Genomic DNA, 21,103 nt, shown 5'->3' on the forward strand with positions numbered 1-21,103 from the left:
TAACGGGGTATAGCGCAGCCTGGTAGCGCGTCTGCTTTGGGAGCAGGATGTCGGGGGTTCAAATCCCTCTACCCCGACCAAAATTTTTGGATTTGTACTTAATTTTAATCGATAATTAAAAAACGGTTCACTTCCTTATCATTAAGAAGTAAACCAGCTCGTTTAAAAAATTAGTAATTTTCGCGCCTGTAGCTCATCTGGATAGAGCATCGGCCTTCTAAGCCGAGGGTAGCAGGTTCGAGTCCTGCCAGGCGCGCCAATATCTTTGCCGTTTGGATTCAATGGTGGACGTAGCTCAGTTGGTAGAGCCCCGGATTGTGATTCCGGTTGTCGTGGGTTCGATCCCCATCGTTCACCCCATTTTTCAATGGGTTGCCCGGCTAAATGTACCCGTTTTGTACCAGTCACATGACCCGTGGCTTCTTTTAGACGATCACTATTTAAGTGTGCATATTACGTTCTGCTCTATTAAGGATAGATCGAATCAGCGCTAGTAGCCGATTAACTCTTGCTGGCGAAACATTCGTTTCTTACTTTTCTTGCGCTATCGCTTCAATCATATCACTATCCATCTCACTTAATTTTTTGTTTTTAAGATAAGGTTCTACCCATTTGTCGTTTATGTGCTGATACCTTCAACCATTTGATGACAGCATCCTACCATAACCGTTCTGGTCTTTCTTTTAATTTACTTTGGTGCCACAGATCAGCTTTTAATCGATCATGTAGCTTCTGCACGGCTATTTTGTTTGCCATCCAAGTAGCTAGATGCTTTTTCTTATGTTACTGAACCTATTCGCAACACGTGTTGCGTAAAGCTTATATAGACTTGCCTTATTCCTATTCATAAAAAAAATAAATGGAGTGGATAAGTATGGAGAAAAATGCTTTTGAGATATTTATTCAGCATTGTGGAACAATAGAAAAGGCAGCCAACATCTTGAAAACCTCACATCAAAATGTCAGCTCTACAAAACTGCAATAATCGGTATTTTCTCCGGGTAGATATATTAGAAGAGGACAGCTGAGCTCAATCACAAAGAGATAACGTCATTTAACCTAAACCACACCTCCCCGAAAGAAAAACAGTGCCCCATACGGTTGCAGAATACAACGAAAAGTGTTACATTTCGAAACCTTACGGGATGGGATAATTCATGCAAATTAGTACTTTTCTGACTCGCCTGGAGGCGAAAGGTTATTGCAGCTTTACTTTCCCTCAAGTTAAAGAGGCTTTGGGTGTGTCTGACGCGGCAATAAGAGCGGCTTTAAGACGTCTGAAAGAAAAAGGGGAGCTTTCTCAGCCACTAAGCGGTTTTTATATTATAGTGCCCCCTGAATATAGGATATTGGAATGTCGCCCTGCGGATCATTTTATTTTTGATCTTATGCGGCATATTAAAGCATCCTATTACATAGGGTTGTTAAGTGCCGCACAGTATTATGGTGCTGCACATCATAGACCACAACAATTTCAAGTGATAACCAATCAAAAAAGACGATCTATTACCTGTGGGCGTATTAAGATAGTCTTTATCACTAAAAAAAATAGCGATTGCACCCCTACTCAAAATTTTAACACTTCTCAAGGTATCGTAAGGGTCTCAAGTCCTGAAGCCACCGCAATAGATATGGTCACTTATCCTGATCACTGCGGAGGCCTAGATAATGTTTTAACCGTACTAATGGATTTGGTAAAAAAATTAGAGCGTAATAAATTAGTACATTTGGCATCCACTATAAATAAAGCTACCGAGATACAACGACTTGGATATTTGCTGGATTTAATTAAAGCAAATGATTTGAGTGATGGTTTGTTTCAATTGCTCAAAAATCGCCGTGTACGCAGCCGCCTATTAGTAGCATCCCCCCAAAAATCCCTTACGCTTAAAAAATTTTCCATAAAATTAGAAAAAGATAAAAAATTATTCTCACGAGAAGTAAAAAACAATAAGTGGAAACTAATTATCAATAAAAAATTGGATCTAGAGAAATGATTGCTAATGCTTATTTAAATGAATGGCGACAAATTGTACCCTGGTCAGATAACAAAATGGTTGAACAAGACTTAATAATTAGCCGCTTATTGGTGGAGCTTTTCAATCATCCCGATATTTCGGACTCACTAGCTTTTCGTGGTGGCACAGCAATTTATAAATTATTTACCTCTCGCCCTATTCGCTATTCAGAAGATATTGATCTTGTACAAATTAAAGCAGAACCTATTGGGAAAACGATTACAACGATTAGAAGTATTGTCGATCCTATACTGGGCGAACCTGAAAGAAAACGAAGCAAAAAAACATTCACTCTCACTTACAATATTTTAGCTGAAAACGCTATTGCGACACAAAAACTAAAAATTGAGATTAATACTCGGGAACATTTTTCTGTTTTTGAGCTACAACCGAAAGAGTTTTCTGTCAAATCACGGTGGTTTTCGGGTAATGCTAATATATTAAGTTATAATTTCAGCGAGCTCATTGGCACTAAATTACGCGCTTTTTATCAGCGTGATAAAGGACGAGATTTATTTGATTTGTGGTTTGCTCTTCAACAAGAAAATTTTGATGTTAAAAAAGCAATTTCTGCTTTTATTGAGTATACGAAAAAAGAAGATAAGAATATCACCCGTGCCCTATTTGAAAAAAATTTTATTCAAAAACTTAATACGGGCTCTTTTGGCCAAGATATTAGTCCACTATTATCACCTGAAATTAAGTGGGATTTTGAAAAAGCAACAATAGAGGTATTCGAAAAAGTAATCTCATTGCTTCCAGGTAAAAGATGGAAAAGCATTTTATAACTATAAATTAACTATAAACACAGATAAACCATAACAGCTATGGAAAGTTGTCAGCATTAGAACGGAAAGAATTAATCGCGCAGCGCAAAGAACGAGAAAAGTGTAAGATACACGTTATTTGGGACAATTATCTGTTTTGACATAAACGATAATAAGGAAATACCATGACTTTACTTGAAACGGAAACCCCTTGAAATAGAAATCAACCCACCTTGCAGTGAAACAGATACTGGTTGGAAGTCTGTTTTAGATGCTTGCATTGGCGATTCTCATAGACGGTAGCCCATGTTGGTGGCCTGAGCATTATCAATCGGTCGTTTGGGAACAGCCGGTTATCCAATTTTCTTTTTATATCCATAAATTACTGGACTATCGCAATCAAGAACACATTTTGGAAAATCAGGGTAATCCGTTTGCTTGTTTTATCGCAGCTCGCCGCGAGAGTTGTGACAGGGTCATTGCCTTGCTCACGTTTATAGACTGGGTAGCTTACACCTAAGCCTTTAGAAATACGTTATAATTAAGAAATTCAGCAATTTGAAGAGAAACATGGTATGACTTATATTACAAGCTTTGAACGAATCGGAACACAAAAAGGAATTCAACAGGGAGAATATGCGATAGTGCAGGTCTCTTAACAACGGAAATTCCGTCATACCACGCCAATATCTAGACAGGTTAGTTACGTAAAGCGGATTCCAAAACATTACTCCGATGAGGGGAGGCTATTTTAGAAGCCAACAGTTTAGCTGAGATTTTCGAAGAATAATTATTTGTGAAACTCCAGTTGTCCCCGATCGATTGTTTATCCATTTCAGGGCCGTTAGCTCAGCAGGTAGAGCAGTAGTAATCTATTGGTCGATGGTTCGATCCCATCACGGCCCACCAGTAAAATCAAACACTTATACTATTATTTCGTGTCATTCTGAAGGAATTCTAACCGATACGTGAATGTAATGTCTTAAATATTAATCCTCTAAGTTCAATAAATCTTGATCAGAAAGCCCTATAACGTCTTTCATATATCCACAATCAGCTCCTCTCGCCAGCATTCTCCTCGCAATCTTTAAATCTTCTTCGTACCAACCTTTCCGCAGACCTTGCTGTTCAATTTTATGTGCAATACTCATCATATCTTCAATATATTTTTAGAAACTCTTTTAAATTTGCTGAAGAAGCATCCAACGCTTTTACAGTTCGTGCGACTGCATAAATAAATTTTAAAAAAATTTCTCATGAGGGAAGATAATGAATAATAAATACTACCTCAATTTAATGAATTTAGATTTTATCATCTCTTTATCCCTTATTTTTTTATCTTTTTTATCTACATTACTTTACTTATAATTTACTCTTTCGTTTTAAATTATTATGATATATTAAATTAATTTAGTATTTTACTATATATTCATTATGGCCATAAAATATCAAAAATTAATAGATCAAGCAGTGACTGACGGAGTTATTACACCCGAACAATATCTACGAATCCCGTGGAATGAACGCGATAGCATGGAAGCTCTTTTTTCGCCCGACGGGCGACGAGCTATCGCTGACGGTATTATTACTTTCGAGCGGTATTTACAAATCCCATGGGATAAACGTAACAATTTATATTACAAATGCAATGGAATTCCTGAGATATGGACTGGACAGGATTACATGCAATACATTTTTTCGCCCGACGGGCGACAAGCGATCGCTGACGGTATTATTACACTCGAGCAATATCTACAAATCTCATCGAATGAATGCTATAGCCTGCAATATCTTTTTTCATCCGACGGGCGACAAGCGATTGCTAACGGTACTATTACACTCGAGCAATATCTGCAAATTCCATTACACGAACGCAATATCAATATATGGGACGGACGCCATAGGGTAGAATCTCTTTTAACACCCGATGAAAAACAAGCGATGGCCGAAGGAATTATTACCCGCGAACAATATTTTAAAATCCCTTTACATGAATGCTACAGCATGAAATATCTTTTTTCACCTGATGGCCGGCAAGCGATGGCCGAACGTATTATTACACTTGAGCAATATCTACGAATTCCACCACATGAACGCTTCAGTATGGAATGTCTTTTTTCACCTGATGGGCGACAAGCGATTGCTGAAGGCATTATTACTCTCGAGCAATATCTGCAAATTCCAACATATAATCGCGAGACCATGAACGAGACCATGAAAGATCTTTTTTTACTTTGCTGGCAAATAGTGGCTAAAGCTATTATTACTCTCAAGCGATATCCGCAACCCTCAACATATAATCGCGGGACCATGAAATATCTTTTTTCATCCGATGGCCGGCAAGCGGTGATTGAAGGCATTATTACTCTCGAGCAATATCTACAAATTCCGTGGCATGATCGCTTCAGTATGAAATATCTTTTTTCACCTGATGGCCGGCAAGCGATGGCCGAAGGCATTATTACTCTCGAGCAATATCTACAAATTCCGCGGTATGAACGTCAAAATGCAATGATTGCACTAAGAGATCAGGATACGCGGCAAAGAATAATAAATGGCCAGATTACGGTTGAAAATATTCTAGGCATCCATCCTCATCTTGATGACAATAATGATGTTGTTGCGATACCCCATATTAACGGCACACAAAGTACTCATACCGCTAGCGTTCATCAATCTGTTTCTGAATCCGCGATTCGATTAGCTAATCGTTATAAATCAAAGATTGACGGGGTTGGCTTAGAAAGGACTATTAGAAAGACACAAGCCTATATCAATAGTCTAACAGACGACTCTGAAAAAAATAAAGTGGCTCAACGAGGTTTTTTAAGGATCGTAGCGCCAAACCATACTTTTACTGACCCTATCTCCAAAGTCTCAACAAGACAATTATTAGCATTAGCGTTTTTAGCCCTACATGATGATGAAAAAAGAGTCGGTAGTCTTGAAGATGCACAAATGCAATTCGTCGAAGCGTTATATGAAGTACAACGAGGGTATAATTTATCAGAATTAGGTATCGATCAGGGCGGCCCAGACCGATATGTTTGTTCTGCGGGAACATTTAATAAATTTATTGAAAAATTACACGGTATTCACCCTGATTGTCAATTGCTCTATATGACAAACGCAACGGCTTCACTTAAATTACCTATCGTTGTTCGTGAAGAAGCCGTACGCTATTTAACAACCTTCGCCAATGCTAATACGGCTGACGCACTCGCTCGCTTAATAGAACAAATAAAAGAAGATGGCGTGGGAGTGATTTGGGATCACATTAAAAACAATGTCGCTAAACTTATGTTCGACGAGTTTAGTAGCCTATATAAAAATAGAGCTGATTCTCACTTTTCAAATCTAGTTGAAGCGGGCAAAGAAGTGGAATTAGGTGACTTAACTACATTTCAAGAGCAAGTACAAAACGGCAACTGCCTTAGTAATCATAGTTCTACTTTAGAAATGCAGAAAGAGGATATTATAAATCAAGAAGAAACATTTCTAGTTAAAGATGACAAAGATGTGGAATTAAACGACTTAAGCACATTTCAAAAAATTGCCATACAACTCGATAAACTTGAAAATAAAGCTAAAAATTTATATGATCGTGGCGCTATTTTAGCCTATTGCAAAGCAACCAATATAGTTCGTTTACTGCGCGACTTAAATCATCGCTGTTTTACAGAAAAAAAAATTGACTCTAAAACTTATAAAGAAAAAGCATTCGATATCATTAGCCAAGAACGACTTGTATTAGATAAACATCGGGGTTATAAACAAATTTTAGGTAATTTATTGATACTCATTACTACCTTGGGAATGGGTCAGTTAATTAATAAAGGATGCACGGGTAATTTTCTATTTTTTAAGACAGATTCAGCAAAACATATTGATACGTTGAGCAATATCATAGACAAAATAGAATTGACTTCTCCAAACCAAGCCCTTTAACGGGCTTTGGGGAGTATTCAAGGAACTGTGTCAACGCTAAACTAAATTAAGAATTTTAGGAGTTGACATGAAACAAGCGATACTAAGCAAAGAATTTGAAGCTGAAGCGATAGCCCGACTAAAATCAGGAGAATCGTTAACAGGAAAAGACGGAATATTAACGCCGTTAATAAAACAAATTATCGAAGCGTCGTTAGAAGGTGAATTAGAATCCCATTTATTATCAGAATCGAAAACGCCTGAGTTATCGAACCGACGCAATGGAAAAACAAGTAAAGTATTAAAAATGGGGACAGAAAGTTTTGAGCTGGAAACACCCCGAGACCGTCTAGGAACGTTTGAACCGCAAATGGTAAAAAAACGTCAAACGGTTTTAAACGAATCCTTGGATAACAAAATACTATCGCTGTATGCACTTGGGATGAGTTATGAGGCGATCCAAGACCATCTGGCGGAGATGTATGGGCTAGAAGTTTCAGCGGCTAAAATAAGCCTGATAAGCGATAAGTTAATGCCGGTTATAACGGAATGGCGAAATAGACCGCTAGAATCTGTGTATCCCATCGTATTTCTCGATGCCATGCATTTTAAAGGTACGTATTGAAGGTAAAGTCAGTAGCCGTGCTTTTTATTCGGTTTTAGGCGTTAACAACCAGGGACGTAAAGAAATTTTAGGGCTGTATCTTTCTGAAAATGAAGGTTCTCGTTTCTGGCTACACGTTTTAAATGATTTGCGCGCTCGCGGAGTTGAGGATATTCGCATTGCCAGTATCGATGGATTAAAGGGTTTTCCTGAAGCCATTGCTGAGGTTTTTCCCCAGACAGAAATTTAACTGTGTGTGATTCATCAAATCCGTAACTCATTAAAGTACGTTATAAGCAAAGATCAGAAATCGTTTATGGCCGATTTAAAGTTGGTTTATCGTGCGAGCTCCAAGGATTTAGCCGAGCATCGCCTATTGGAGCTTGATGAAAAATGGGGTAAAAAGTATCCTGCTGTGATTAAGTCTTGGCAAACTCAATGGGAGCGTTTGTCTCAGTATTTTAAGTACCCAGAAGAGCTACGACGTATTGTTTACACCACTAATATAGTGGAGGGGTTTCATCGCCAGGTGCGTAAATATACCAAAAATAAAGGCGCTTTTACCAGTGAGAATGCCTTACTTCAATTAATTTACTGTGCCTGTCAAAAAATACTAGAAAAGTGGTGCCAGCCCCTGCATAATTGGGCTTTAATTGCTTCTCAACTGCAGATATTTTTTGATGGCAGGCTAAATTTACAGTTACGATAAATTATTAATGACACAGTTTGGTGAACACTCTCTGGCTTTGTAGCAACAGGCATGTATACCCATTTAGGGAACATAACTTACCCCGTTACCTGATGGCCGATCCTTTTGTTCACAACTGCCCTCCATCAACGAGAACCAAAGAAGTGGGCATGGTTTGAGGATGCCGATGCCTCCACCTCGGTGTCGGTGTGCTGCTGCGGTAATCCCAGTGAGCGCAGTGAGCGCATGATCGTTGCGATATCGGCTTTCATGACTGCATTTTTTTGTTCAAACTCTGCAGTTTTTTGTTTAAACTCTGCTCGGTCTTGTGTGCATTTTGCATCGAATTCTTTTAATTTCACCGCAAACTCTTTGTAGGATTGTTCTAATTCTTTAACGGCCACTTCTAATTCGTCGACCCATGCTGAAAGATAAGACCAACTTTGACTGAACTCATCTTGAAAGGCTTGCTGTGAATATTCATAAAACCCTTTCATACGTTCATGGTATTTTTTAAACCGCTCCACATAAGCGCGGCTTTCTTCCAAATAAAATTGACTGTAGCGTGTTATCAGCTCACGCATCGCTTGCGAATGCGCTACATTGAGCACGTGATCCGGATGAAATAAGCGCATCCCGCCTTGCAGTAAAGGCTTTAATCGATTTTGTAAGTTATTCAAATACTCTAAAAAAACATCATACACCTCAAACTTGCCTTGAATCGTTGCAAACAACCGCTCACAGTCGTCTAAATAAAATTGTGCGACTGTTTTAATCTCATGGAGGCTGCTTTGTAATAATCGCTCGACTTCTTCAATTGCATTTTCTTCCATTAAAGCCGTTAAACGTTGTCGCTGGTGTTGAATCCATTCCTTAACATTGTGTAATGAAGTAATTCCAGCATAATAGAGTTTTCTCGGTCGAGTTGACAAAGAGGACGAACACAGGGGTTGTGGATCATTTCTCACGCGAGCCTCTGGACTCAATACAACCTCCTCGGTCACATCGATTCCTTTCTCAGAAACTAAATGAAACGCAGCGCGATATAAACGCTCGCTTAACCAGTGAAGATAATAATTTAACATAAACGCCTCGACGTGCTGATATTCTTCTTCAGCAACTTGTTTTAAAGCCGCTCGATCCGCTTCTTTCTGGATGGGGGTTAACAATTCAGTGAGCTTTCTCAGAAACGTTTCCTTTAATCGTTGCTTATACACGTTCATTGCTTTCAAAAAATGTTTTTCGACCCACTGTGGATTGCGACACCGTTTTTCTAAATCGTTTTCAAATTGCGCATTGAATTGCGATAAAACGAACCCTAATTCGTTAAATAAAGTGTTGCTTTCCCCCATCACTCTCCTTTCCTGTTCCCCTCTGCTTAGACACACCGCTTGGTACGCCAAACATCGCTGGTAGTAATTCCATACATCAATCTTTTTCTTCATCCCAAAAGAGGCCAACCAACGTCGCCAGCGCGGCTTTTTCCAATAGCGTTCTATTTTTCGACCCAGTTCTTCAGGCCTCACATTAAATAAACGCAACAACCTCAGCTCATTTTTACTCCGCTTCCATAAGGGATCTGTTTCTGTGAGTGGAGGATGGATCGTCATATAAGCTATCCAGCGGCTTGACCACCAATGCGCACGAAGAAACGGCTTTTTCGAAAGGTATCCTCCCATTTGGTTCAACACCTGATAGCCGATCCTTTTGTTCACAACTGCCCTCCATCAACGAGAACCAAAGAAGTGGGCATGGTTTGAGGATGCCGATGCCTCCACCTCGGTGTCGGTGTGCTGCTGCGGTAATCCCAGTGAGCGCAGTGAGCGCATGATCGTTGCGATATCGGCTTTCATGACTGCATTTTTTTGTTCAAACTCTGCAGTTTTTTGTTTAAACTCTGCAGTTTTTTGTTTAAACTCTGCTCGGTCTTCTGCACTTTTTATATAGGATTCCTTTAATCTCGCATTGGTCAGTGCATTCTCTTGCTTTAATTCAACGATGGTTTTTTGCAAACTCCTGACTTTATTTTTTAACTTACTTTCTTGTAATTCTTTTTCTAAATTTAATTTAAACTCTTCTTGATCAATATCCGTAAACTGATTGATGATGCGCAAAAAAGGACCTTCGAAGGCTTTTTTCATGGTCGTATATAAAGCGCTTTTATCAACTCGTTCGGCGTTTTGATAGCGATCCTTATAATTGTTTTTCAATTCATCTAACGCCTGGTTAATGGCGTCGACGTCTTTCGCCGACAGTACCGCACATAAATCGCCGATAAATATTCGCACACTCTGGAACCGTTCTTCTCCAATTTCTTGACCAAATTTAAAGAAATTTCTAATTAAACAGAGCAGTTGTTTCATGAATGATAATGAATGAATATACTCTGGTTCTACTCGTGTTAACGCGAGTACATAATAATCGTGCAATTGTTGAAAAACAGTCTCTGTTTCTTGTACTGTTTTTTCTCCCACACTATTCAATGCGGTGCTCTGCGTAAACATCGACGACACTTTTTCGGGATTTTTTAAAATGGTTTGTATTGAAAGACTATTTTTAATATCTACCGGTGATTCAGATGTGTTTTTTAACGCGAGGGGTTGATTCGAAGACGGAAATAAACGCGAAAACAAGGGGAGTGCATTCACTTCACAGTCATTAAATGCATAAAAGTAGGCTTTACTTCGAGAATCATTGGGTTTATCGGGATAAAAATAAGATATCAGTTGATTGGATGGAGAATAGGGTTGGGAAGAAGAGGATTTCCAGGAACAGGCGCTACTCGGATCGACCCCTCGATAAATCAGATGTGCTAAATCATCTTCTGTTGCGACTTGTTGCTTTTTTTCGACTTCATTGATCACATCACCTCGATAGAGATAGGGAAATAAACTATTGCTTGAAGAACTAATCGCATGCAAACGTCTTTGAGCTTGCTTAATACGTTTCACCCCTGCTTCATGTTCTTTTTCTTTCTGTGTTTCAGGAATTTCTTTATATTTTTGATGAAACGAAGCCAGTTTATCTAAATAAATAAAATGACTTTTTTCGAGCTCTATTTTTAATCGTTGAAGATCGTCACTCAGCGCTTTCGCTAATCGCTCCATGACGGAAGAAACAACAGGAAGCGTTTGCGCTTGACCGTCTCTTTCTGCGCGATCTCTGAGTAAGATGGCTGTACGAAATGTTTTTGGTAACTGAATTAATGGATCACTTTTTTCCCAAACAGCACCCCAATGACTATCTGGATGTTTTTGAATCAGTGTATCGAGACTCTCATCCGCCGTTAAATTTTTGATCTGGGTCCATGCTGATCGTGTATTACACTGATTCAGAGAACAGGGAGACACTAAGATTTCAGTCAACAATAGACCCGGACTTTGCGTTCTTTTTTTTATTTTAAGCCATTCGAATAATTGATCCGGATCCGCGTTCGGTAGCACGACCCCTTGTGTCAGTGTATTGAGAAGCTGAATCAGTTGTTCGCACTTTTTGATTTGCCAATTTCGTAAAAGACAACCAATTTCATAGGTTAAAAGATTCACTTCAATTTGTTTTGTCAACTGTTTTGAAACAGGCTTCCGTAAGAAAATTTTGGCAAGCAGTAATTTTTCTTCTTCGGAATGGGCGGACTCGTTCATCGCATGAAGAATAATCCGCTGCCCCACTTCTATCTGTTCTTCTTCCGTCAATAGGGGAAACCAATGTGAATCTTTTTTAAAAAAATCGAGTAATTCGGCTTCCTCTTTCTGTATTGGTTGAAATGCAGCGGCTATCTGCATAATCTCTATACACGCATCTGCCAGTTTTTCGTTTGACACGATCGCATACAGTTTCTCACGTCCGTGATCGACATCCTGCATACACTGCTTAATCTCGTGTTGCAACTGCTCCAAAGAGAACCTGGCGTTTACGTTTAAGAATCCAGCGATCTTTTCGAAAGCTTTACGAAACTGACCCGCAATTTGTTTTCGTGTTTCACCCAATAAATTTATATAGTCCTCGATTAGTTTTAAATTGTCATATCGCCTAATCATTCCTGATTTATAAAATACATTGGCAATATATAAAACTTGACGAGACGGGGGTTCAATGGATAAAAATTTTTTAAAGTTTCCTTTAAACGATTCAAAATTGCTCTTAAACTGTAATAATTGCGATGAAAACTGAGGTACATCATCGGCAGTTAGCAGGCGCCTCAGTGTCGTTACGTTGGTATCGATCGCTAAAAAATAATTTTTTGCGCTCTCTAAATTCGAACACTCGCATTCAATTGAGCCAAATAAGCTTCCGCTTGATCATTAATCGATAAAATAGCGTGGCGCACATCGCCTGTCGCGTCAAAATCGTACAGTGTTTTTGCTTCTCGCTCGAGTTGTTGTGCTGGATTTTTTTGATCGTGCCGGTTCTGTCGCTGTTGTTGAATGGCTTGTATAATAGAATGACCGCCTTTATAACTGACCTTACCTGCCATATGGCCGACATGCGCTAAATGCAGAATTTCAAGTGATTCCCATATGACTTGGACTGCAGTAAACGCAGTTAACGTTTCAATAATCATCCCTCTCTCCTTATTATTCGGCTTATTTTTACGTGTCTTTTCAGTATAAAGAATTAAAAAATTATTTTCCAGATTATTTTATTAATTTTTTAAAAAAACTAAAAAATTAAACATTAGTTTTATAATAAAATGAATTGATTAGAAAGCTTAATCGCTGACACACCTCACTTATTTACGGTTAATCAGTGACTCCGTGTCGTTTTTTATTTTTTTAATGACTTGTTTAATGATTTTTATATCTTTTTCAGCCAAGGGTTTTTTAAGGAAATAATCGATACCCGCTTCATAACATTTTTCTTCTACTTTTTCTCCCGCATGGGCGGTTAACGCAAAAAAGGGAAGATAAGCTTTATTATTTTTCCTCTCCCATTGACGATACTGTTGGGCCACTTCTGTTCCTGATAGGTCAGGTAAACCAATATCAAGTAATACCCACGAAAACGGTTGTGTTTTTAACGCCTTTAAGGCGGCCTTTCCTTCAGCGACCGTCATAACGTCATACCCTAAATGAATAAGCCGTATCTTTATCGCATGACGTACCAAATCATTATCTTCAACAACCAGCACCACTTCTTTTATTTTTGTCGTCGCATTTTCAGATATACAATCCATTGGTTTACCGATTTCTTTGGCATCTTCTTCTGCTAAAGGGAAATTGAAAGCTAAAGTAAAGCAACTTCCTTTCCCTTCTTCACTCGAGACGGTTATTTTTCCACCTAAAAGATCCACGGCTTTTTTCACTAAATATAACCCCACGCCATACCCTGTATACACGCCCCGATACGAAGGATGCGCACGATAAAATTGATCAAATATTTTTTCATGTTGATCACTCGGGATTCCAATGCCTGTGTCTTTAATCTGTATGTTTAGTCGTGCGTGTTTATCGTTAATCCCTAAAAGATGGATTGCTACACCCACTGTTCCTTTTTCGGTAAACTTTATCGCGTTCGATATAAGATTCAGTAAAATTCGCTTGAGCTTCATGACATCGCTCGTAATGGCCGGTAATTTTGGATCGAACTGCCATTCACTGTGTAAACCTTTCGCAACGATCGAAGGTTGCATGAGATCAGTGAGTTCTTTCATTAAATGGGATAACTCTACTCGATCGTGGTTCAGTGCATCTTCTCTCTCCTCGAGTGCCATCACATCCATAACCGCGTTCAAGAGTTCTAAAAGTTGGTTGCCTGCTTCCATGATCCAACGGCCATGTTGCTTGTCTTGTTCGTGGGTGCCTTCTTTTGCTTGAATATTTGCAATCCCAATAATCCCCGCTAATGGGGTTCTGAGATCATGCGCCATATTCATCATGAATTTAGTTTTTGCATCATTCGCCGCTTCTGCTTTTTTTAAGGCAACCTTTAAATCAAATTGAATTTCTTTCAGTTTCGTAATATCCGTTGAAATTCCTACAACGCCTATCATTTCACCTTTTTTATTTCTTAATGGCGTTTTGTTTGATAAATAATAAAACGTTTTTCCTTCTACTTTGATGGGCGGTTCCTCTTTCGCAATACTTGGAATTCCAGATTGCATGACTTCTAATTCAGTCACTCGATAAGGTTCAAATTCTTTTGTCGGTAACTGAGCTGCATTTGCCATTTGTTCATACGTTAACCCTTCTAAATCAAATCCTGATTTTAAATGAAGTTTACGGGCTAATTCATGATTACCTCCTCGTAATAGGCCATTTCTATCTAACCAGTAAACATTATTGGGCATAGAATGCAGAATAGTCATAAAATAATCGACAATATAATCGACATAATTCTCAATCGACATTTCTTCTGAAACAGAATGTCCTGTTATTTTAAAAATCATTTTTTTTAAATACTCAATAACTTTTTTTTCGCTCACAATAAAATCTCCGATTTATTTAATTATAATTATAAACTATCAAACATTATTTTTAATCTTATCTCATTCTCTCTTTTAAATTTTTTATAGAACTTTATTTTTTTCTAAAAATGTATGCAGATCATAAACCGTGTAAATAGAAAGCAACTTTGTTGCATCGACCTGTGATACATCCCGTTTAAGTTCTTTCAAAAATTGGACTATTAATCCCTGCCTATTTATATAAAAAAAATTATTTTCAGTTAAATGAGGAATATTTAATAATCGGTTTAAAATGAATAATAACTTTCCTTCAAACTTAATATTTATTTTATTTTCGTTAAAATTATTTTTTTCATTACTCCTTTGTTCTCCGTAAATTAAGTTATGATTTAATGTTAAGCGATCCACTTTTCCATGGGGTGACACTGGGAAAGTATTCCGTGGAAAATAAACAACAGGAATCGCATAAAACGGTAAGCGTTTTTTTAAAAAAGTGATGTAATCCTTAATATTGAAAATTTTATCACATTGAATATAAGCAACTAAGAATTGTTCTGTTGAATCTAACGAAGAATGATGTAAAACAATTGCTTTTTCAATTTTGGGATAACTGTTCAAAATATTTTCTACTTCAAGAAGATCAACGCTAATTCCCATTATTTTAATTTGAGTGTCTGCCCTTCCTCGAAAAGCAATATTCCCATCCATTAAATAACATCCGACATCCCCGGACTTATAAAAAATTTCATTTTTACCGTTCGTTGATGAAAACGAAATAAACTTTTCTTTCGTTAACGTCGGCTGATTGAGATAACCTTGAGAGACACCACTCCCCCCAATATAAATTTCCCCCTGTATTTCCGGTGGACATTCTTTAAGTTGCTCATTAAGAATTTTTATTTTTGTGTTAGGAAAAGGTTTTCCCAGGGGTACTAAAGAAAGCTCATTGAATGGTGACATCGTCTCATCACATTCGAAATAGGTGCTGTCTATAGTGGTTTCAGTGGTCCCATAAGAATTAATTAAACGCGCATCCGCACTTAAATAAGTCTTCGCTTCTTTATATTCTTTTAAAGTCCATATATCCGATCCACAAATAAGTAAACGCATAAAATGCAAATCTAATTTTTCTTTTTTAAGATAATAGATTAATTTTCTTAATACGATCGGTGTAAATTCAGCGATGGTGATGGCATTTTTTTTAAGCGTTTTATAAAGTCTTTCTGGATTGAGTATTATTTCAGTGGGGCATATTACTAATTGCGCCCCTGAAGCAAGAGCCCTTATTATATCGCCAGAACAGACATCAAAACCAAAATTGGCTATTTGTAAATGACGATCGAGATACGTTAAATGATAAACCTGTTTCCAGGCCTCATATATACTCGAGATATTCGCATGCGTTATGGGAACACCTTTCGGTTTTCCGGTTGAACCGGAGGTATAAGCAATATAAGCTATCGTGTCAGCGCCCATCGTGTCATTTAAATCATCCTTTGAAAAGTTATTTTTTGGATTATTTTTACTATCCAGTAAAATAATGGTCAGCGAACTATTTAAAAAATATTTTTTATAAATTTCTTCATCGGTAATGATAAAATTTACTTTGGAATCATTCATAATAAAATTTATCCGTGTACTCGGATAATTGGGATCAATAGGGACGTACGCTGCGCCTAATTTCCATAATGCAAGGATACTAATCACTCTTTCTAAAAAATTTTCAGAAATAAGTGCAACACTCGTTCCATTTCTTACCGCTTTACTTTTTAAATAATGGGCTAATTGATTCGATTGTTTATTTAATTCTTTATAGGAATATCGTTGATTTCTATAACTTAATGCGGGGCGTTCTGAATACAATAAACATTGATTCTTAAATAGATTTAACATTGTTTTTTATTTTAATATTTTTTTGTAAAAAAAATTAACCTATTTCTAAAGAGGTTAATGCGTAAACTTGATGCGCTTCTTTATTTTGTTCCTTCACTAAATGCGCTGTGCCTTTATACATTCTTGTTGTTTCAAATGTTTTATACAAACCATATTGTGTCGCTAATTTTACGGCAGATGAATTTGTTTCAGGGATATCCATTTGCATTAATTTACCGTTAAATTTATAAGCGAATGATTCATACAACTTTTTTGCTATGCGTTCATTTTTAGCAAACAACGGCGCTATTTTATTCCCATTAAGACATTGGCTAACAACACCATACCCGCAGATTTTTTCTTTTTCCACGGCAACTAATAAATAAGATTCTGGCATTTTTATCCATTTTTTCAAAAAATCTTCACGATGATATAAAAATACATTGGCGTCATAATCAATTAATTGATTGATATCTACATTTTCTTGACCCCTTATTTTTAGTTCTTTTTCAGGTTTACAAAAATCATTTTTAAAGGTCTGTGACTTTACTATGCCAGAAAAGCGAAAATTATTATGATAAGGCATAAAGCCATATTTTCTTTGATAATTTCCTACTTGCTGTTTTACACCATTAACCCCCAATAAAGCACAATCGTTCAATTCAGTTAAGACAGTCTTCGCTAAAATTTCTCCTATCCCTAATTGTCTATACGTGGGGTCAACGATAAAAATGCCTAAAAAAGAAAAATCTTTGGCATAACGTACGGCTGATAACGATGCAATTAATTGATTGTTGTTGGTAAATAATCCTTTATGTCCATTCGGACAGATACTATAAAATGGCACATATTCATGGGCGCCAGAATTCCATCCTTCTCTCCCTGTCCATTCTTTCGTTACCTTTTTAAATTCCCAGAAGGTTAACGTTCGTACAAAAAAATTATTTCCGTTGCTTGGGAAACTCGTTTTAAATAAAAAAGACATGATTAATAGACCTTAGTTCCTCCAAAAAAATCCATTGGTTTACCGATTTCTTTGGCATCTTCTTCTGCTAAAGGGAAATTAAAAGCTAAAGTAAAACAACTGCCTTTTCCTTCTTCGCTCGAGACCGCTATTTTTCCACCTAAAAGATCTACGGCTTTTTTCACTAAATATAACCCCACGCCATACCCTGAATACACGCCCCGATACGAAGGATGCGCACGATAAAATTGATCAAATATTTTTTCATGTTGATCGCTCGGGATTCCAATGCCTGTGTCTTTAATCTGTATTTCTATTCGTGCGTGTTTATCGTTAATCCCTAAAAGATGGATTGCTACACGCACTGTTCCTTTTTCGGTAAACTTTATCGCGTTCGATATAAGATTCAGTAAAATTCGCTTGAGCTTCATGACATCGCTCGTAATGGCCGGTAATTTTGGATCGAACTGCCATTCACTGTGTAAACCTTTCGCAACGATCGAAGGTTGCATGAGATCAGTGAGCTCTTTCATTAAATGGGATAACTCTATTCGATCGTGGTTCAGTGCATCTTCTCTCTCCTCGAGTGCCATCACATCCATAACCGCGTTCAAGAGTTCTAAAAGTTGGTTGCCTGCTTCCATGATCCATCGGCCATATTGTTGTTGATCATCGAGACATTTATTCTGGTTTGCTTGGATACTTGCAATCCCAATAATCCCCGCTAATGGCGTTCTCAGATCGTGCGCCATATTCATCATGAACTGTTGTTTTGCGCGTTCGGCTTGTTTTTTACCAGTAATATTAATAGATAAACCTAATACGCCAATAAGCTTATTATTTTGAATAACCGGTTTGCGTACCGTTGAAAAAAAAGTTTCATTATAAAATTCTTCTACAATAGTTTCCTGCTTCGTCCTAATAACTTCCTGAATAGCGTCCCATCGACATTCATCCCAATGACTTATATGAATCCCTATCACTTCTTGTAAGGAATTTACATTGACTAAATTCAATAAATTGGTATTAGCCCAACAAATATAACCTTCTGTGCTGACTAAAAAAATATTAATAGGTAATTCTGTAATTAAAAATTGATTTAAAGTTTCTTGTGAAGCTTTAAATATTTCTTCGAAATTGGTGGGCATCATTTATACTCTCTTCTGTTTTTTTACTAAAAGAAAATAAGCTATTCTTTACATGTTCACTTCTAAAGCGATAAGAGATGAAATTCAATGGCTTTCCTATATATTTATTATAGATATAATTTATTCCTTGGTTACATTTCCCAGGATAAGTTATTACATCAAAATTAAGTGATATAAATTTTAGAATAATTGTACTTTCTTCAAGAAAGTAATTCTTAGCCGCTTGTTGACATGCTTCTAATGTAATTTCTATTCTATTTTTTAATCGATTACAGTGTTTTTGACCAAATTCATTTGAATAGGTATCAACCATTTGTTGAAAAAAGGGATCGTCTCTATAACAATTTTCAGTTTTCGATAAACAATCGCTATACGATGTATCTTCAATTTGATTAGAACCTTCAACTAAGCTTTTCCACTGAACTAACTGTAATTCAACCGGAGATAAACTATTTAAACTAGCCTCATTTAATTGTAGCCAACTTTCACCCATTTTTTCTGCTTCTTTTCCAGCTTCTTCTAATGGTAATCCAGTCTCTAATTGCACATAATGACGATGTAAATAATCTGTGATAACAAAAATAACCTTTTTAATATTCGTATATTTCTTTATTTCATTAATAAACGCATAAAGTTCTTCACCCGATTGATGGGTTTGATTCATACTAATTCCCATAAGAAGACACTGAGCATTTTTAATGATATCAACATTACCTTGAAATTTTGCTTTTTTCATTTTTTTATATCGCAAAACAAACCTCTTATTTTTATATTTTAAAAAATCTGATGCTAACCTTTTTTAAAATTTAACTCAATAAATAATGAAATAAATTTATTGAAAATACAGATTTTAATATTAATTATCTAAACATTTAACATTAGATGAAATAAATAATAACTATTAATTATTTTCCTTCTCTGCCCGATGTCCGCACCACGGATGGATTGAAAATTTCAGAAAATAGCGTGCTTGAAAATGAACTCAATAAGATTTTAGTCAATAAATCTCTATTTAAAATATATTTAAAAAAATTTGATTTTAATCAAAAAAATATTATGTATGAAAAAACAAAAATTTAAAATAGAGAAATTTCCCTATAGGTATTTCTCTTACAGTCTACAAATATATTTATTTGTTATAAATAAAATTATTAGCCGGACTAATCATAATGCGCCAAATCAAATATCAAAAGATTATTACTTGTATTTACAAAAAAGCGGGTTACATTTTAATTAAATTAAAAAATATTGAATGTAATTATATTTATAAATATTTTTTTAAGATTTTTCATTTACAATGCTGTTTTTGTTCATCGTCTCATTATTTTTTAGTGCTATTCGTTAAAACGTCTATTTCTAGATCTTCTTCCAGTAAATAAATCCAACCTTCGATAATCGCGCGACTTACAATTTCAAGCTGTGATTTACATTGTAATTTTTGTTTTAGTTGTTTTATTATCGATTCTATTCTTTTTTTAGAAAGATTTAGTAGGGATGCCATTTTTGTGGATGAAAACCCGTGAAGTATACATTTCAATACTTGTACTTCACGTTTTGTAATATATTTTTCACCCCAAACAAAGCCTAAATAAAATCTTTGCTCATCGCTGCTCAATTTACCTGCTTTTTTTCGAATATCTATATCAATATCATCAATAATAATATTGGTTGATATAATAGCTACCAAATCGCCGTTATCTTTGCGCAGTCCAGTTTTACTCACGAGCACTCTATGCATCCCCGATGTGCCTTGTATCATTTCTACGGTATTAATTTTTATTTTCCTCTTCAAAATAAGTTCATTATCTGCCTTAATGAAAGATTCTGCTAGAGCCCTCCATATCATTTCATGATCGTTCTTCCCTTTAATGCTTTTAGGCGAATCCAATCCTGCTTCTTCTGCTACTGATTCACTACATTTAATATAATTTGAATTCAAATCTTTAAGAACATAGTAATTATTGTTTTTAAAAAATTTATTTAAAATTTTATTAATAGAATTCATTCCTTAATTACCCTATTTTAAACTTTAGTTACTTTTGAAATAACTTAAGTCCTTTCTGATATCGAGATATTTTATCAAGATAATGCTGTGAATAGTTCTTTAAATTCTCTATTTGGTTTTCGGTCAATTTTGACTTAATTCTACCGGTACCAATTATAAGGGATCCATCAGGAATTTTTTGATTTTCAAGGACCAATGCATTTGCCCCTACTATACAATTTCTACCGACCACTGCATTGGATAGCACGGTAGCGCCTATCGCAATGACAGAATTGTCGCCAATGCTTTTTCCATGAAATACAGCATTGTGTCCAATCGTAACCCCTTTACCAATCTTCATTGGACAATCCGGATCAGTATGCAAAACAGCTCCATCCTGAATATTCGTATTCTCACCAATCTCAATAACCGCATTATCAGCGCGGATAACAGTATTAGGAAGAATAATAACATTGTTGTGAATAATCACTGCCCCAATAACAATAGCACTTTCAGCAATAAAATAATGATTACCTAATAGTTTTGGTATTTTATCTTCGAAGGAATAAAGCATTTTAAGAATCCTCCTATGTATAGGTGATACTACAAATTTTTACAGAAAATAAATTCGGCTAATTATTATATCAATCACCATGAGGATTTAATAATTTCAAATTCAGTCCCTCATTAAACATTTTTATCAATGCGTCTCTAGACCGCCTTGTATT

At 36.4% G+C, this 21,103-nt stretch carries 15 protein-coding genes, 4 tRNA genes and 1 pseudogene; 9 read left to right on the forward strand and 11 right to left on the reverse strand.

The window, feature by feature from the left end; genetic code table 11:
* Positions 1-3 precede the first annotated feature (3 nt).
* The 7 genes from RICGR_RS06190 to RICGR_RS06220 all read left to right on the forward strand — a co-directional run bounded on the left by RICGR_RS06190 (position 4) and on the right by RICGR_RS06220 (position 3,694).
* Positions 4-80: transfer RNA gene (locus tag RICGR_RS06190), tRNA-Pro, on the forward strand.
* A 102-nt stretch (positions 81-182) separates the two neighbouring features.
* A tRNA-Arg gene (locus tag RICGR_RS06195) sits at positions 183-259 on the forward strand.
* 25 nt (positions 260-284) lie between these two features.
* A tRNA-His gene (locus RICGR_RS06200) sits at positions 285-360 on the forward strand.
* Between the two features lie 797 nt (positions 361-1,157).
* Complete coding sequence (locus RICGR_RS06205) at positions 1,158-1,997, forward strand: type IV toxin-antitoxin system AbiEi family antitoxin (protein ID WP_006035129.1); 840 nt, start codon at positions 1,158-1,160, stop codon at positions 1,995-1,997.
* A complete protein-coding gene (locus RICGR_RS06210; RefSeq protein ID WP_006035904.1) occupies positions 1,994-2,806 on the forward strand; it encodes a nucleotidyl transferase AbiEii/AbiGii toxin family protein in 813 nt (270 codons plus the stop codon). Before RICGR_RS06205 ends, RICGR_RS06210 begins: the two co-directional genes overlap by 4 nt.
* Positions 2,807-3,056: 250 nt before the next feature.
* Positions 3,057-3,305 (forward strand): hypothetical protein, encoded by a 249-nt coding sequence (locus tag RICGR_RS06215; protein ID WP_040615227.1) that lies wholly within the window; start codon positions 3,057-3,059, stop codon positions 3,303-3,305.
* 318 nt (positions 3,306-3,623) lie between these two features.
* Positions 3,624-3,694, forward strand: a tRNA-OTHER gene (locus tag RICGR_RS06220).
* A gap of 80 nt (positions 3,695-3,774) precedes the next feature.
* On the opposite strand, the gene RICGR_RS07985 is transcribed toward RICGR_RS06220, so the two are convergent.
* Entirely contained in the window at positions 3,775-3,939 is a 165-nt protein-coding gene (locus tag RICGR_RS07985) for a transposase (protein ID WP_240992239.1), read from the reverse strand.
* A gap of 280 nt (positions 3,940-4,219) precedes the next feature.
* On the opposite strand from RICGR_RS07985, the gene RICGR_RS06225 reads away from it, so the two are divergent.
* Positions 4,220-6,733: a hypothetical protein gene (locus RICGR_RS06225; RefSeq protein ID WP_240992240.1), complete on the forward strand. Its 2,514-nt coding sequence runs from the start codon at positions 4,220-4,222 to the stop codon at positions 6,731-6,733.
* Between the two features lie 67 nt (positions 6,734-6,800).
* Positions 6,801-8,025 (forward strand): annotated as a pseudogene (locus tag RICGR_RS06230) (IS256 family transposase).
* A gap of 125 nt (positions 8,026-8,150) precedes the next feature.
* On the opposite strand, the gene RICGR_RS06235 reads toward RICGR_RS06230, so the two are convergent.
* From RICGR_RS06235 to RICGR_RS06280, 10 genes are all read right to left on the reverse strand, one after another.
* A complete protein-coding gene (locus RICGR_RS06235; RefSeq protein WP_240992241.1) occupies positions 8,151-9,719 on the reverse strand; it encodes a hypothetical protein in 1,569 nt (522 codons plus the stop codon).
* A 12-nt stretch (positions 9,720-9,731) separates the two neighbouring features.
* Positions 9,732-12,041 (reverse strand): hypothetical protein, encoded by a 2,310-nt coding sequence (locus tag RICGR_RS06240; RefSeq protein WP_240992242.1) that lies wholly within the window; start codon positions 12,039-12,041, stop codon positions 9,732-9,734.
* Between the two features lie 212 nt (positions 12,042-12,253).
* On the reverse strand, positions 12,254-12,565 hold the full coding sequence (locus tag RICGR_RS06245; protein WP_006035485.1) for a hypothetical protein: 312 nt from the start codon (positions 12,563-12,565) through the stop codon (positions 12,254-12,256).
* Between the two features lie 168 nt (positions 12,566-12,733).
* Positions 12,734-14,425, reverse strand: a complete 1,692-nt coding sequence (locus RICGR_RS06250) for a PAS domain-containing hybrid sensor histidine kinase/response regulator (RefSeq protein WP_006034760.1) — start codon at positions 14,423-14,425, stop codon at positions 12,734-12,736.
* Positions 14,426-14,509: 84 nt separating this feature from the next.
* Complete coding sequence (locus RICGR_RS06255; RefSeq protein ID WP_006035395.1) at positions 14,510-16,300, reverse strand: amino acid adenylation domain-containing protein; 1,791 nt, start codon at positions 16,298-16,300, stop codon at positions 14,510-14,512.
* Between the two features lie 34 nt (positions 16,301-16,334).
* Positions 16,335-17,264, reverse strand: coding sequence for a GNAT family N-acetyltransferase (locus RICGR_RS06260; RefSeq protein WP_006035554.1), 930 nt, complete (start codon positions 17,262-17,264; stop codon positions 16,335-16,337).
* A gap of 2 nt (positions 17,265-17,266) precedes the next feature.
* Positions 17,267-18,394, reverse strand: coding sequence for a sensor histidine kinase (locus tag RICGR_RS07560; RefSeq protein WP_050764038.1), 1,128 nt, complete (start codon positions 18,392-18,394; stop codon positions 17,267-17,269).
* Entirely contained in the window at positions 18,363-19,127 is a 765-nt protein-coding gene (locus RICGR_RS06270; protein ID WP_040615232.1) for a hypothetical protein, read from the reverse strand. Before RICGR_RS06270 ends, RICGR_RS07560 begins: the two co-directional genes overlap by 32 nt.
* A gap of 585 nt (positions 19,128-19,712) precedes the next feature.
* Complete coding sequence (locus RICGR_RS06275; protein WP_006034851.1) at positions 19,713-20,396, reverse strand: response regulator transcription factor; 684 nt, start codon at positions 20,394-20,396, stop codon at positions 19,713-19,715.
* A 28-nt stretch (positions 20,397-20,424) separates the two neighbouring features.
* A complete protein-coding gene (locus tag RICGR_RS06280) occupies positions 20,425-20,949 on the reverse strand; it encodes a gamma carbonic anhydrase family protein (protein WP_006035085.1) in 525 nt (174 codons plus the stop codon).
* Positions 20,950-21,103 lie beyond the last annotated feature (154 nt).

Origin of the sequence: Rickettsiella grylli, assembly GCF_000168295.1 — a bacterium.
GTDB classification, from domain to species: Bacteria; Pseudomonadota; Gammaproteobacteria; order Diplorickettsiales; family Diplorickettsiaceae; genus Aquirickettsiella; species Aquirickettsiella grylli.

Bases quoted from the DNA above. Each gene is read 5' to 3' on its own strand.
- RICGR_RS07560 (WP_050764038.1), bottom strand. From the start codon at position 18,394: ATGATGCCCACCAATTTCGAAGAAATATTTAAAGCTTCACAAGAAACT.
- RICGR_RS06245 (WP_006035485.1), bottom strand. From the start codon at position 12,565: ATGATTATTGAAACGTTAACTGCGTTTACTGCAGTCCAAGTCATATGG.
- RICGR_RS06270 (WP_040615232.1), bottom strand. From the start codon at position 19,127: ATGAAAAAAGCAAAATTTCAAGGTAATGTTGATATCATTAAAAATGCT.
- RICGR_RS06225 (WP_240992240.1), top strand. From the start codon at position 4,220: ATGGCCATAAAATATCAAAAATTAATAGATCAAGCAGTGACTGACGGA.
- RICGR_RS06205 (WP_006035129.1), top strand. From the start codon at position 1,158: ATGCAAATTAGTACTTTTCTGACTCGCCTGGAGGCGAAAGGTTATTGC.
- RICGR_RS06280 (WP_006035085.1), bottom strand. From the start codon at position 20,949: ATGCTTTATTCCTTCGAAGATAAAATACCAAAACTATTAGGTAATCAT.
- RICGR_RS06210 (WP_006035904.1), top strand. From the start codon at position 1,994: ATGATTGCTAATGCTTATTTAAATGAATGGCGACAAATTGTACCCTGG.
- RICGR_RS06275 (WP_006034851.1), bottom strand. From the start codon at position 20,396: ATGAATTCTATTAATAAAATTTTAAATAAATTTTTTAAAAACAATAAT.
- RICGR_RS07985 (WP_240992239.1), bottom strand. From the start codon at position 3,939: ATGATGAGTATTGCACATAAAATTGAACAGCAAGGTCTGCGGAAAGGT.
- RICGR_RS06255 (WP_006035395.1), bottom strand. From the start codon at position 16,300: ATGTTAAATCTATTTAAGAATCAATGTTTATTGTATTCAGAACGCCCC.
- RICGR_RS06260 (WP_006035554.1), bottom strand. From the start codon at position 17,264: ATGTCTTTTTTATTTAAAACGAGTTTCCCAAGCAACGGAAATAATTTT.
- RICGR_RS06240 (WP_240992242.1), bottom strand. From the start codon at position 12,041: ATGATTAGGCGATATGACAATTTAAAACTAATCGAGGACTATATAAAT.
- RICGR_RS06215 (WP_040615227.1), top strand. From the start codon at position 3,057: ATGCTTGCATTGGCGATTCTCATAGACGGTAGCCCATGTTGGTGGCCT.